Here is a 14,735-nt window from a genome sequence, read left to right on the forward strand (position 1 = left end):
AATCAGTTGAAGTTATGATCCGAAGCGTTAAAATAATCTTGCTGTTATTAATTACAAAAGCAACCTATGGTCAACCGGCGTCGTTTGTAATTTATCCGGGCTCACCCTTTTTGGTCAATCATGCACATGGGGTACATCAGGCAGCGTCAGGATCCATATTTCTTTCGGGATACGGTGAAGATGTCGGTGGAGTTTTTTCACTTATTTCCTTTACGAAATTTGATGAAAACGGATCACGCTTATTTGTAAAATATTTCGGTGATTCCACTCATCATTTTATGATGATGCGGATGCTTGTATTGGACGACAATAATTATATACTTGCCGGAAGCAAATATTTACCGGGAGGAAACTCTTCTCCTTATGCAGTGAAGATAGATTCAACGGGTACTATCATTTGGGAAAAGAATGTCAATACAAATTATAACTCCTACTATACCGGTGTCAGCAGATTTTCAAATGGAAATCTGGTATTTGCCGGAGCAGCATCTGATTCTATTAACAGTGATTTGAATTTAATGGGTGTGATCACCGATAGTCTGGGACACGACCTTCACAGTTTTTCATTTGGTGAACCGGTGATAAATGAAACAGCAGAAAATTGTGTTGTTTCTGATAATGGACTAATAGCTGTATGCGGCGACCGGTTAATCAATACTACGATTGTGAACCCTTATGTAGTTGCATTTGACAGCACCGGAAATTTTCTGTGGGAGATGGGAATTTCTTCACATAACAATTCCGGGAGTAAAAATCTCTATCTCGACAAAGAAGGCAAATTATTGGTCGTCGGAGAAAGTGCTACAACTTCCAGTCCTCAGTTCGATGTGCAGTTAACCAAGATTGATATTGGTTCTGTCACAACGATCTGGCAAAAACTGATTCCGGGAACGAATATGAGTGATGCCGGATTTGCAATCAGCGAGACCATTGATGGAAATTATTCTTTGGCCGGTTATGGTCATGATAGTATCTCTAATTCGAAAAAGGTTCTTTTTCTCATTACTGACACAAGCGGAAATGAATTGTCGAAAAAGTATTTTGGTAATTCATCGATAAATATTGGATATGCGATCTCTCCATCTGTCTATGGGGGATTTCTTATTGCAGGGGCGGATTTTGTCTCTGACAGACAGATTTTGATCTATCAGAAAGAATTGGGTATTGATGTATCTGAATTGCAAAATGAGCATATGTCCATTTATCCAAATCCGGTTTTGACAAATTCAATGATACGTTTCCAACAACCTGTTTTAAGTGTTCGTGTAACAGATTTGCAAGGGAGACCAGTTCTGCAGATAGAGAAGAAACAATCTTTCACTACAACAACAATTCCATTTTTGAACAGTGGTTTATACTTCATTGAATGTAGTTCTGAAACAAAGCACTTCTATTCCACATTAATTGTTTGTGAATGAAGAATAAGATTCAACAGATATTAAATCAATACTGGGGACATACTTCTTTCAGACCATTACAGGAAGATATTATTTTTTCTATTTTAGAGGGGCATGACACACTTGCTTTGTTACCGACAGGTGGTGGAAAGTCAATTTGTTTTCAGGTTCCGGCCCTTGCAAATGATGGCATTTGCATTGTGATTTCACCATTGATTGCCCTCATGAAAGATCAGGTAAGTAATCTGAGAAATAAAGGTATTCCTGCAGTATCTATTGTTTCAGGTATGAGCCGGGATGAAATTGATATTGCACTTGACAATTGTATCTACGGAAAAGAAAAATTTCTTTACGTTTCACCTGAGCGACTGACTTCGGAATTATTTCTGGAACGATTAAAGTTAATGAAAGTAAATTTGCTTGCGATCGATGAAGCTCATTGTATTTCTCAATGGGGTTATGATTTCAGGCCGTCTTATCTGCAGATAGCATCGATCAGGGAACATTTACCAAATGTTCCTGTACTGGCTCTTACTGCAACTGCAACTAAAAATGTTGAACTGGACATACAGGAAAAACTTGCATTCAAAAACCAGAATGTCTTCAAGAAAAGTTTTGAAAGGAAAAATCTGGCTTACATCGTACTTTACGAAGAAGACAAGTTCGGACGGTTATTGAAGATTACAAAAAGTTTAAATGGCATCGGAGTTGTTTATGTACGTACACGAAAAAAGACAAAGGAAATAGCTGACTTTCTGAAACGAAATAAAGTTTCTGCTGAAGCATACAATGCCGGAATGACCAGTGCAGAAAGAACAAAAGTTCAGGACAACTGGATGAAAGAAAAGACCAGAGTTGTTGTTGCAACGAATGCATTTGGTATGGGTATCGACAAAGGCAACGTTCGTTTTGTCGTTCATGTTGATTCACCTGAAAGTCTGGAAGCCTATTATCAGGAAGCAGGACGTGCAGGAAGAGATGAACAGAAAGCCTTTGGAATTTTATTATTCAATAAGAATGATCGCGAAGAACTTGAACAGCGTGTAGATCTGACCTTCCCTGATATCCAAAAGATAAAAGCAGTATATCAGGCTCTGGGAAACTACTATCAATTGCCGGTTGAATCCGGAAAGGGTGTCAGCTTTAATTTCGACCTCTATAATTTTTGCAATAATTATAATTTCAATATGTCTGAAACTTATAATTGTCTGAAGGTTCTTGAACTGCAGGGTATGATTGCAATGAATGACTCTGTTGCACTTCAGTCAAGATTGCATTTTACGATCAGAGCAAATGATCTTTATGAATTTCAAGTCAAGAATCCCCGTTTCGACGTTTTTATTAAAGTGATTCTACGACTATACGAAGGTGTTTTTGATGAATTTGTTTCTATCAATGAATCTGAAATTGCGTTACGGGCAACGATCTCTTTAGAAGATACAAAATCATTTTTGCAGTCATTGCATAAACTTCAGATCTTAAATTACATTCCATTTACTGATAAACCTCAATTGACTTTTACCGAAGCCCGGTTAGATCAAAAACATCTTTTGATTGACAAAGAAAATCTGGTAGAACGAAAAAACAGATTTATTGAAAGGGCAAGATCATTTCTGCATTATTCCGAAACTCAAAACCGCTGCAGAAGTCAGATGCTAGTTGCCTACTTTGGGGAGATCAATACAGAAAGATGTGGTGTTTGTGATTACTGTCTGGAAAGAAACAAAGCCGGAGTTTCAGATCTTGAGTTTGGTGAAATTTCAATACGGATCAAAAACCTGCTTAAAGAAAATGAGATCGGTTTATCGGACCTGATTGTCAGGTTAAGACCGGCCACAGAGGAAAATACACTAAAAGTTGTTGAGTGGCTGGTTGATAATGAACAGATCTTTTACAAAGAAGGTGAAATTCTTGGTGTAAAACCATAATCATCCTCTTTATTTGAGTGATCTTCCCTCCTTTCCATTGCTAAATAATTGTACTTTTGGCGCATATGAAAAATTATGCGAAAGTAATATTGCAGCCTAAAAAGGACCGGTCTCTGCGACTGTTTCATCCTTGGGTCTTTTCAGGTGCAATTGCGAAAGTAATCGGTGATCCGAAAGAAGGTGAAATTGTAGAAGTCTTTTCAAATGAAAATGAATACATGGCTACCGGTCATTTTCATGAAGGTTCCATCAAAGTCAGATTGTTCTCATTTATTGAAACAGATTGTGGTGAAGAATTCTGGTATTCAAAATTCAGGAAAGCATATGATAACAGAGAGCGACTTGGGCTGATAGGAAATACATCAACAAATATATATCGGTTGATCCATGCAGAAGGCGATGGTTTACCGGGACTGATCATTGACATTTATGGTTCTGTTGCAGTTATACAAACTCATACTGTAGGAATGCATGAACAGAAAAATCATTTTGTTTCTGCTTTGAAAAAAATCTATGGAACTCCATTAGAAGCGATATTTGATAAAAGTTCTGAAACAATGAGTAAGCAGAATTCTATGCAGATGGAAAACTCTTTTCTGTATGGCTCCCAATCTGAATCGGAAGTTTTTGAAAATGATGTTAAGTTTTATGTGAATTGGGTCGAAGGTCAGAAAACAGGGTTTTTCATCGACCAACGTGAAAACAGAAAATTACTTGCGCAGTATTCTCATGGTAAAAAGATCCTGAATACTTTTTCTTATTCAGGAGGTTTCTCAATGTATGCCTTAGCAGGCGGAGCTTCTGAAGTTCACTCCGTTGATAGTTCAAAGAAAGCCGGTGAACTTGCTGTCAGAAATGCCGAATTAAATGCAGTAACTAACCGGCATAAATTTCATGCAATGGATGCATTTGATTTTTTAAAATCCACGAAAGACCAATACGATATTGTAATTCTCGATCCGCCTGCATTTGCTAAACATTTATCTTCTGTCGACAAAGCAATGGTGGGTTACAGAAATCTTAACACCGAAGGATTTAATAAAGTTAAACCCGGTGGATTGCTGTTCACATTTTCCTGTTCACAAGTGATAGACAAAATTCTTTTCAGAAAGATCGTATTTCAGGCAGCAGCTCAATCGAAAAGAAATGTCAGGATCCTCTATCAACTTACGCAAGGACCTGATCATGCTATCAGCATCTATCATCCGGAAGGTGAATATCTGAAAGGACTTGTTCTCCAAGTGGATTGATATATGGCAGTAGGAACCACTTATAAGGAAATCACAAAGCTTGCTATGCCCGTAATTTTCGGGGCGTTGTCGATGACTTTAATAAACATTACCGATACTGCATTTCTTGGACGTATAGGTGAAACGGAATTGGGAGCAGCTGCTGTAGGTGGCGTTCTATATTTCGTATTTGCAATGATCGGAACTTCGATCGGGACGGGAACACAAATTATTATTTCAAGGCGAAAGGGAGAAGAAAATAATTCTTCAATTGGACAAATATTCGATCAAAGTATTGGCATCCTTCTCCTGACCGGATTTTTATTATTTGCAATTTTAAAATGGATCGCTCCCCCATTACTTCCGTTGATCCTCAATGAACCTGAACTGATTGATGCTACAACAGAATTTCTTGCTTATCGGTCTTATGGAATATTTTTTGTTTTAATAGCAACTGCATTCCGATCATTATATGTCGGTATTGCAACGCCAAGGATCTATGGATTCTATTCATTTCTTATGGCAGCAATTAATATTGTATTGGGTTATGGAATGATCTTCGGAAATCTTGGTTTTCCAAAACTTGGAATTGCCGGTGCCGGACTTGCTTCTTCAATTGCTGAGTTACTTGCGCTACTTTTTATCTGGTCTTATACATTCTTGAAGAAGGATCTTGTTAAATATCGTCTCTTCAAATTCACGACATTTAAAAAAGAACTTACCGCAAAAATATTCCAGCTATCATCGCCGATCATAGTACAGAATTTACTCTCAATGGGTGCATGGTTTGTGTTTTTTGTTTTTATCGAAAAAATCGGAAAACATGAGCTTGCAATTTCAAACATAGTAAGAGGAGCATACATGATCAGCATGACACCCTTCTGGGGTTTTTCTGTTGCGGCAAATAGTATGGTAAGTAATATTATAGGACAAGGTAAAAAGGAAGAGGTACTGGGATTAGTAAACAATATTATTAAATTAACATTGTTCGTTTCAATTGCCATGATTGCGATCAATCTGATCTTCCCTATTCAGATACTCTCTATTTTTACAAATGACACCAAACTCATACATGATTCCATGGCATGTTTACAGATCGTAGACATTGCTTTGATCTTTTTCGGATTTGCAATCGTTTCCATTAATGCAGTAAGCGGAACCGGTGCTACAAAAGTTGCTCTGTATATTGAGATCGCTGCTATTTTTATCTACATGCTTTATAATTACCTGGCAACTTTTGTGTTTAAAGGATCAGTTGAAATCGTATGGTTCTCAGAGGTGCTATATTGGTTATTTACAGGTGTTGTTTGTTATTGGTATATCAGATCCGGGGTTTGGAAGAAGTTGAAGAATATTTAGGATTTGATTTGATTGAAGGGATTAAGATAACAGCATAGAATCATTTTTTTTGCACTGCCCTTAAGGACCGTGCAAAAAAATGATTATGCCTAGCAATTAAATGATCTAATCAAGCTTTCCTTTTTAAGACATAAAAAATCCAGATTTTAAGCCAACAACTATAAAAACCAAATAAGAATTCACAATCTGCTTTAATAACTATTATGAATTTTTATTTCCCATAGTTCATTCATAGCTATCTTTGCAGGTATGTCGAACAAACCCAAAATTGTTTTTCTCGGAACTCCCGAATTTGCTGTTCCTGCTTTGGCGATCCTGGTTGAAAACGGATATCCAATTTCTGCAGTAGTCACTGTTCCTGATAAACCTGCCGGTCGTGGGCAGAAAATACTTTCTTCGCCTGTAAAGCAATATGCAGAAACTCATGGCTTAAAAATTCTGCAGCCTTCTAATTTGAAAGATGAGACATTTGTGAATGAACTCAAGTCACTAAATGCTGACTTGCAGATCGTAGTAGCTTTCCGGATGTTGCCGGAAGTGGTTTGGAATATGCCCCGATTAGGAACATTTAATCTGCATGGTTCACTCCTTCCACAATATCGGGGAGCAGCGCCGATCAACTGGGCAATAATTAACGGAGAAAAAACTACCGGTGTTACAACATTCTTTTTAAAGCAGGAGATCGATACAGGGAATATTATTTTTAAACAGGAAGTGGAAATCGGTGACGACGACAATGCTGAATCTATCCATGATAAGCTCATGCACGTCGGTTCACAATTGGTTCTAAAGACGGTACAAGCGATTGAATCAGGAAAGATTAAATCTGTTGATCAGAGTACTTTAAGTAATGTAACTTTGAATAATGCTCCAAAGCTTAACAGAGAAAATACCCGGCTTTCATTATCAAAATCTCCGGAGGCATTGCGGAATTTTATCCGCGGACTTTCACCTTATCCCGCAGCGCATACTGAATTTTTCAATGACAACGGAATTGGGTTTTCTGTAAAGATCTTTGACGTTGATGCTGTTTCGGAAATTCATGAATTTGCAAATGGTAAAATTCTGACTGACAATAAAAGCTATTTGAGAATCTATCTTTCAGGTGGTTATGTTTCAGTAAATGAACTTCAACTTTCAGGAAGAAATAAAATGAAGATCAAGGATTTTTTGAATGGAGTGAAATTTGAAGGTAACTGGAAGGCTCATTAGCAATTAATAATTAATAATGAAGAGTGAAAAATGAAAAGAGTTGTTGTTCTTAGTGGTGCGGGGATTAGTGCTGAAAGTGGATTGAAAACTTTTCGGGACAGTGATGGACTATGGGAGAATTACAGAATTGAGGATGTTGCTACACCTCAAGCGTGGAAAAAAGACAGAAATCTTGTTTTGCAATTTTATAATGAAAGAAGAAAACAGGTGATCTCTGCAAAGCCAAATGCTGCTCATATTGCATTGGCAGAGTTGGAAACTAAGTTTGATGTGCATATTGTAACACAAAATATTGATGATCTGCACGAACGTGCCGGATCTCAGAAAATTTTGCATTTGCATGGTGAAATTCTAAAGTCAAGAAGTACAGTGGATCCGCACCTGATTTACACTATCAATGGTGATGTAATCAATGAAGGAGATAAATGTGAGTTAGGCTCTCAACTCCGGCCGCATATAGTATGGTTCGGAGAAATGGTTCCGGCCCTTGAAGATGCAGCTTATATTGTTTCAAAAGCTGACATTCTCATTGTAGTTGGTACTTCACTTGCAGTATATCCTGCTGCAGGATTAATCAATTATGCCTCTCCTGAGGCAGAAAAATTTCTTGTTAATCCGGATCCCGGTGCAGGAAATATTAAAGGGTTTAAATTTATTAATGCAAATGCCGGTACAGGAATTCCTTTACTGGTCAAAGAAATATTAAACAGATAATGGATCATCCTTATTTCAGCACAGAAGTTTTTAAATGGGTCGTGCTCCCTTTCCTGATTTTTATTGCCAGAACAATTGATGTTTCTCTTGGCACCTTACGAAGTGTTTTTGTATCAAAAGGTTTCAGACAGATCGTACCTTTTATTGGTTTCATTGAAGTACTGATCTGGTTGATCTCAATCCGGCAGGTCATGCAACACCTGGATAATCCTGTATGCTATATTGGTTTTGCAGGAGGTTTCGCCATGGGTACTTATGTTGGATTATTGATCGAGAGCAGACTTGCTTTGGGACTACAAGTTTTACGTCTGATCGTTTCGTCAGACTGGCAGCCATTGATAACAGAATTACAAAAAGAGAAACTTGGGTTGACAATTATGGATGGACATGGAGCAAAGGGTCCGGTGAAAATTATTTTTACTATTGTGAATCGAAAAGATATTGCACGCGTTAGAAACCTCATTAAAAAGGTAAATCCTCAGGCATTTTATTCAATTGAAGATATCCGGGTTGCTAATCAAGGTGTTTTCCCGGATCATGGAACTATCAATTCCAAGATGGATTACATCAGAAATGTTCTCCCCGATGTGAAAGAGAAATAAACTTTTGATTGTCAATAAGTCGTTCAGATTTCCTGAATGCGTACCCTTTAAAGAGGTAGTTTTGAATTAATTCAACCATAAAAACCATATACAAAAAATCATGAAAACTAAAGCAATTTTAGCATTCGTTATTGCCGGAGCGATGAGCTTCACTGCATGCACAAAGAAAGTTGATCCAAAAATCGTTGCTGATGTAAATCAATTCGGAACAGACTGGACAGCATTAGGCGAAAAAGCTACTAACTGGAGCAATGAGCTGACTGCTACTACTACTCAAGCAAAAGAATTCGTTGCTAAACAAACTGAGAGAATGAACAGCATCACTTCTCCGAAAGAAGAAGCGGTAAAAACTCAATTAGCAGCTTCAATTCAAACTGCAACTGATAATGCTACAAAATTAGAAGTTATGCAATCAGAATTCAACACGTTCAAAGCTACGTGGGATGAGACTACAAAGCAATTTGGCGAGTGGAAAGACAAAGTTATGAAAGGCGAAGTTAATCCGGAAGAAGCTACTAAAGGCTTAGCTGATTTCCAATCTAAAATGGCTGCTTCTCAAGCACAAGTTGAAGGATGGAATGCACAATATGCAGAAATCAAAACTGCTAACGAGCAAAATATGGCAAGTGCTGAAACAGTTGTTAATCCTGCTGAATCAACTCCAAAGAAATAATTGAAATTTCTTCAATACAAAAAAAGGTCTGAGAAATCAGACCTTTTTTATTTGGTGTAAATCGTTAAGTTCTTTGATGAGCTTCGTTGAAAAATTATTGAAATACCTTTTCGTTCTGAATGCCCCTACCCATCGTAAACCGTGGATCACATCGCTGAGAAATATTTCATCGGCTTTTAAGAGATCATCAACAGTAATTCCTTTTTCAATGACAGTCTTACCTTGTTTTTTCAAATGTGCAATAAGCACTTCCCTCATAACTCCTGCAACACATGCTTCATCGAGTGAAGGTGTATAGAAAATACCATCGTCGAGCAGGAAAATATTGGAGCTGATCGCTTCGGCAATTCTGCCATCTGTGTTCAGAACCAGACAATCGCCGCTGTTCGATTTATTTTTGTACAAACCGGCCATTACGTAATACAAAGCATTGGAAGATTTCAGATTGGAAAGTCGACTCACCGGTTTCTTAATATCTGTATAAAGGTCTATTTTCAATCCTGTTTCATTCAATCTGAAATTCCGGTTCGATAATGCGGAGACTTCAATCAGATAGGATACATTATTGGTTTGCGGAGTGTACAATCCCCCATCATTCCTGAAAACTTCCAGTCGTATACGTCCATTTCCTTTCAGATTATTCACCTGATCTAAATGCCGGATCGAAAGATACAGATTGTGAAATGTGAGATCATCATGACCATTCATTCCCAATAGTTCCATGGAACTTGCTAAACGCGCCAGATGTTTTTCGAAGAAAAGTATCTCGCCATTCATCAATCGGATAGTTTCAAAGACAGCATCGCCATATCTGAATGCCCTGTTACTGGCAGTAAAGATCGGTTGTCCGGCCTCAATAATATTCCCGTTAAAGTTGACGAAATTGTTTTGCATCTGAATGATACAAAGGTAGCAAGTATTTCCGTCGGTTATTTTACAGAATGAAAAAGTTTAACAACAACTGGCGGTTAATTAACTTTTCGATTTAAGAGTAAGCAGATGTTTAATCTTTAAACAATTCAAAAGCCTGAAAGATCAATTAGTCTTAAGTCAGAATTAGGCTCTATCAAAACAGTCTTTACTCCCGCTTTTCTTCCGGCAATTATATCTCTTTCTGTATCACCAATAAAAAAACTTTTCTCAGGATCAATGTTGAATCGCGCAATTGCTTTCTCTAACAGTTGCGAATCCGGTTTACGGCATATACAATTACTTGTTGTTGGATGATGCGGACAATAATAGTATTCAGCGATCTCAATTCCACTCATACCAAGACTTCTGGAAATGTGGAGATGTAAATAGTCTGCTTCTTGTTTTGTATAAAGATTTTTTCCAATTCCACCCTGATTTGAAATGACAATAAGTAAATATCCTTCCTTCGAAAAATTGAGGAGTGCTTCAGGAACTCCCGGATTTATTTTGAGATCTTCCAGGAGCCAGGTATAATCTCCACGTTCATTGATAAGAACTCCATCCCTGTCCAGAAAGATCGCTTTCTTTTTTTCAGAAGACATTTCCAAAATCCATTAATTTCTGAAAGAATGAAATGAGAAGATCCGGTTTTAGAATCACCGTAAATACAAATCCGAAAATTGCACCCCACATATGCGCATCGTGGTTAACATTGTCTCCACCTTTTTTACCCATATAATAGCAGTAAAACAAATAAGCAACTCCAAATATTATAGAAGGCAGACAAAGTAATCCGTAGAGACAAATTTTCTGCATTGGTTCAAGTAAAATAAATGAAAAGATAACTGCAGATACAGCCCCTGAAGCGCCAAGGGCATTATAATAAATGTTGTCTTTGTTTTTTTTGAACGTTGGAATAACAGAAGCCACCATTCCACCAAAGTATAATAAAACATAATAATACCCGGCGCGATTGTCGAAGTATGCTGCAAAATATTGTTCAATGATTCCACCAAATGAAAACAATACAAACATATTCACAGCAAGGTGAATAAAATCGGCATGAATGAAACCGCTGCTGATGAAACGATACCATTGCTTATGCTTATCGATCATGTAGGGATTAAAGATCAGTTTATTCATATACTCATTTCGTGAGAATGCCAGTAAACTGATTCCAATTGTTGCTACGACCAATATGGTTGATATCATTCAGAATTTTATTTAAACATTAAAACGGAAATGCATCACATCTCCATCGCCAACCAGATATTCTTTTCCTTCAATACTTAATTTACCGGCATCACGACAAGCAGATTCAGAACCAAAAGTTAAAAAGTCATTGTAACGAATTACCTCTGCCTTAATAAAACCTTTTTCGAAATCGGTATGGATAACAGCGGCTGCCTGCGGTGCAAGCATTCCTTTTGTAATAGTCCAGGCACGAACTTCTTTAACTCCCGCTGTGAAATAAGTATAAAGACTCAATAAACGATACGCAGCTTTGATAAGTTTAGCAACTCCTGATTCTTCCAAACCGAGGTCACTTAAAAATGCTTTTCTGTCTTCGAAACTTTCAAGCTGAGTGATCTCTGCTTCTATTGCGGCTGCAATGACAAGCACTTCAGCGTTTTCATCTTTCACTTCTTCTTTCAGCAGGTCAACATATTTGTTACCGTTAACAACAGAACCTTCATCGACATTGCAAACATAAAGTACAGGTTTTGCAGTGAGTAAAAAGATGTCATCGATGAAACGTTTGTCTTCGGGAGCAACGGGTGCACTTCGAGCAGACAATCCTTTTTCAAGATGGTTTTTATAAATAGTCAGAACTTCCATGCATTTCTTTGCATCTTTATCTGTTCCTATTTTTGCCATTTTTTCAGTACGGCCTAACTTGCGGTCCACACTTTCAAGATCTTTCAACTGCAATTCAGTATCGATTGTTCCTTTATCACGCACCGGATTCACCGATCCATCGACATGGACAACATTCGGATCTTCGAAGCAACGTACTACGTGAATGATTGCATCGCACTCTCTGATGTTACTCAGGAATTGATTTCCTAAACCTTCACCTCTGCTTGCACCTTTCACCAAACCGGCAATGTCAACTATTTCAATAGTTGTCGGAACCACTCTTTCAGGTTTTACTAACTTTTCTAATTCATTCAATCGTTCATCCGGAACTGTGATCACACCGACATTCGGTTCTATTGTACAAAACGGAAAATTCGCAGCTTGCGCTTTTGCATTCGAAAGACAATTAAATAATGTCGATTTACCAACATTCGGCAATCCAACAATACCACATTTTAAGGCCATAATACTTAGTACTTATTTTTTTTTATAATTGATGTTTTAAGGTTAGTGAACATGTTTAAGGTTAACAGGTTTGCAGGTTTCAGGATAGCAGTACGTTTTTTCTATCTAATAATCTACTGACTTTATTTACCCAATTCTCCTTTCAAAATTGCTTCACTTTTCATTCTTCACTTTTCACTACTTATTCTTCGTTATTAGTTATCCGATAAAAATTATTTACCCCCGCCCGGTAACGTCGAAGCTGAAAGTATAGTCTGATACTTCAATGTATTGGCCGGATCGATCTGTGAAAGTATTGGGACAAGTTCACTTTTTTCTGCAGGTAAGGCAGCCGTGTAAATGTTTACGATCTCATCAGCTTTAGCTGTAAAGAATGATTGCATCAGAAATGAATTTGGTTTGTCCTGGTAAACTTTACGCAGGCTCTTCAGACTTTCTGTAACAACTGCTCTTGCATCAGGAAAATTCTCTTCGAATTTATCCATACCAAATCTGTGATAAGAATAAAATACATCCCGCATAGGACGGAATGAAATATTCAGAAGATTCTCAATTAACCAATATCTGTTTCGTGAATTTTCAAATGCTTTCCATCCGCGATCAGGCAGGTTCTGTGCATTGTTTGCAACAGTCTGCGCCTTTGTAAAATATGGTGTACCTCCTAACGGAGAAAATGAATCGTAGTCAAGTCCAATGATTATGTATGCATAGTACCCTAATACAGCTGTAAGATTCGAAGTGATACTACCTTCATCAAATTCTATTGTCTGATCCTGCACATACCGGAATGTAAAATCTTTATCCTGGTGATTGAATAGAGGCGAATTATAAGAACTATGATAAACAGGTCTACGTGATGATATCTGAATGTTTCCTGTAAACTCATCCGTAGACACCCGTTCTGAGATCGTGATCACAATTGAACATTCTATTCTTTCCTGATTCAGAAATTCATCCGTTGTCCACTTGTGATTATTCATGAACTCGCGGAGATCTGTTTGAAGTTTGTCGTAAATGGTCTTATCGCTTGCCTGGATCTGTGGTGTCTGAACAGAGATCTGACAATTCAATTCCTGTGCAAATAAATTATTCACACAAAAAAATGCAATAAGAAAAGACAGAATTGATTTTGAGCTAGCTATCATTAGACCGTTGTATTAGTAATATTGGTAATAATCAGATTGACGAGATCTTTTGCAACTTCCTGTTTTGATTTTAAACCGAAATTATACTCGCTTCCTTTTTTATCTATGATTGTGATCTTATTCGTATCGTGATTAAATCCGGCACCTTCATCTTTCAGAGAATTCAGGACAACCAGATCAAGATTCTTTTTTTGCAATTTGCCTTTTGCATTTTCAAGTTCATTCTCTGTCTCCAAAGCAAATCCAACAATGAACTGCTTCTTCCCTTTTTTCTCGCCCATGAGCGCAAGAATGTCCTGTGTTGGTATTAACGGCAAAGGCATTTCATTATTTTTCTTTTTCAGTTTTTCAGAAGCTACATCTGCAGGTTTATAATCTGCAACTGCCGCTGACATAACGATGATGTCCTTTTCTGAAAAATCTTTCATACATGCATTGAGCATTTCTTCAGCGGATTCGATATCCACTCTTGTGATCCGGGAGTTGATCACTGATAAGTTACCTGGTCCGCTTACAAGCAGAACATCTGCACCTTGCGTCGCTAACTCTTCTGCTATTGCATAACCCATTTTGCCTGAAGAACGGTTTCCGATAAACCGGACAGGATCTATTGCTTCAAATGTTGGTCCAGCCGTGACTAATGCTTTCTTTCCTTTTAAGGGTAAGTCTGCATTGAAATATTTTTCAAGTGCATCGATTATTAGTTCCGGTTCTTCCATTCTGCCTTCACCATGAAGTCCGCTGGCCAGTTCTCCGGAAGTAGCCGAGATCAATTGGTTTCCGAATGATACTAACCTTGCAATGTTCTCCTGTGTAGCAGGATGCTTATGCATATCGAGATCCATTGCCGGGGCGAAAAAGACTTTGCATTTAGCAGAAAGATAAACCGCTAAGAGCAAATTGTCGCACACACCATTGGCCATCTTTGAAATTGTATTTGCCGATGCAGGTGCAATGACAAAAGCATCTGCCCATAATCCCAGTTCGACGTGATTACTCCATTCGCCGGTTTCCTGATTTGCATACTCAGAGTAAACAGGGTTTTTGGAAAGTGTAGATAAGGTCAGCGGCGTGATAAAATCAATTGCCGCTTTTGTCATCACCACTTTCACCTCCGCTCCTGCTTTTACCAATAGCCGGACCAGCAAAGCAGATTTATAGGCTGCTATACTTCCGGTTATTCCAAGTAGGATCTTTTTTCCTCTCATTCGTATCGAGGTATAGAAATGAAAAAATCCA

14 protein-coding genes are annotated in these 14,735 nt (G+C 37.8%); 8 read left to right on the top strand and 6 right to left on the bottom strand.

The genetic code is table 11. The features are described 5' to 3' along the window. Positions 1-38 precede the first annotated feature (38 nt). The 8 genes from IPL24_01655 (at position 39) to IPL24_01690 (ending at position 9,114) form a co-directional block, all read left to right on the top strand. Entirely contained in the window at positions 39-1,418 is a 1,380-nt protein-coding gene (locus IPL24_01655; GenBank protein ID MBK8362410.1) for a T9SS type A sorting domain-containing protein, read from the top strand. Then, a complete protein-coding gene (locus IPL24_01660; protein MBK8362411.1) occupies positions 1,415-3,325 on the top strand; it encodes a RecQ family ATP-dependent DNA helicase in 1,911 nt (636 codons plus the stop codon). The genes IPL24_01655 and IPL24_01660 overlap by 4 nt, the downstream gene beginning before the upstream one ends. 65 nt (positions 3,326-3,390) lie before the next feature. Then, positions 3,391-4,575, top strand: coding sequence for a class I SAM-dependent rRNA methyltransferase (locus IPL24_01665; protein ID MBK8362412.1), 1,185 nt, complete (start codon positions 3,391-3,393; stop codon positions 4,573-4,575). A gap of 3 nt (positions 4,576-4,578) precedes the next feature. Further along, positions 4,579-5,913, top strand: coding sequence for an MATE family efflux transporter (locus IPL24_01670; protein ID MBK8362413.1), 1,335 nt, complete (start codon positions 4,579-4,581; stop codon positions 5,911-5,913). A 249-nt stretch (positions 5,914-6,162) separates the two neighbouring features. Then, positions 6,163-7,125: a methionyl-tRNA formyltransferase gene (locus IPL24_01675; protein ID MBK8362414.1), complete on the top strand. Its 963-nt coding sequence runs from the start codon at positions 6,163-6,165 to the stop codon at positions 7,123-7,125. A 30-nt stretch (positions 7,126-7,155) separates the two neighbouring features. Next, positions 7,156-7,839, top strand: a complete 684-nt coding sequence (locus IPL24_01680; GenBank protein MBK8362415.1) for an NAD-dependent deacylase — start codon at positions 7,156-7,158, stop codon at positions 7,837-7,839. A gap of 41 nt (positions 7,840-7,880) precedes the next feature. After that, complete coding sequence (locus IPL24_01685; GenBank protein MBK8362416.1) at positions 7,881-8,441, top strand: DUF2179 domain-containing protein; 561 nt, start codon at positions 7,881-7,883, stop codon at positions 8,439-8,441. 100 nt (positions 8,442-8,541) lie between these two features. Further along, the gene (locus IPL24_01690) at positions 8,542-9,114 is read left to right on the top strand and encodes a hypothetical protein (protein ID MBK8362417.1); all 573 of its coding nucleotides are present in this window, start codon (positions 8,542-8,544) and stop codon (positions 9,112-9,114) included. A 36-nt stretch (positions 9,115-9,150) separates the two neighbouring features. Here the strand turns inward: IPL24_01690 and IPL24_01695 are convergent, their stop codons facing one another. The 6 genes from IPL24_01695 to coaBC form a co-directional block, all read right to left on the bottom strand. Beyond that, positions 9,151-10,008: an aminotransferase class IV gene (locus IPL24_01695; protein MBK8362418.1), complete on the bottom strand. Its 858-nt coding sequence runs from the start codon at positions 10,006-10,008 to the stop codon at positions 9,151-9,153. Between the two features lie 125 nt (positions 10,009-10,133). After that, positions 10,134-10,628 carry an HAD family hydrolase gene (locus IPL24_01700; GenBank protein ID MBK8362419.1) on the bottom strand — a complete coding sequence of 165 codons (495 nt, stop codon included), beginning with the start codon at positions 10,626-10,628 and terminating at the stop codon, positions 10,134-10,136. Then, positions 10,618-11,238, bottom strand: a complete 621-nt coding sequence (locus tag IPL24_01705) for a rhomboid family intramembrane serine protease (GenBank protein MBK8362420.1) — start codon at positions 11,236-11,238, stop codon at positions 10,618-10,620. The genes IPL24_01700 and IPL24_01705 overlap by 11 nt, the downstream gene beginning before the upstream one ends. Before the next feature lie 12 nt (positions 11,239-11,250). Next, positions 11,251-12,351, bottom strand: a complete 1,101-nt coding sequence (gene ychF / locus IPL24_01710; GenBank protein MBK8362421.1) for a redox-regulated ATPase YchF — start codon at positions 12,349-12,351, stop codon at positions 11,251-11,253. 212 nt (positions 12,352-12,563) lie between these two features. Continuing rightward, positions 12,564-13,496: a DUF4835 family protein gene (locus IPL24_01715; protein ID MBK8362422.1), complete on the bottom strand. Its 933-nt coding sequence runs from the start codon at positions 13,494-13,496 to the stop codon at positions 12,564-12,566. Continuing rightward, a complete protein-coding gene (gene coaBC / locus IPL24_01720; GenBank protein MBK8362423.1) occupies positions 13,496-14,704 on the bottom strand; it encodes a bifunctional phosphopantothenoylcysteine decarboxylase/phosphopantothenate--cysteine ligase CoaBC in 1,209 nt (402 codons plus the stop codon). Before coaBC ends, IPL24_01715 begins: the two co-directional genes overlap by 1 nt. Positions 14,705-14,735 lie beyond the last annotated feature (31 nt).

Source organism: Bacteroidota bacterium (assembly GCA_016711505.1).
Lineage (GTDB): Bacteria > Bacteroidota > Bacteroidia > AKYH767-A > 2013-40CM-41-45 > JADKIH01.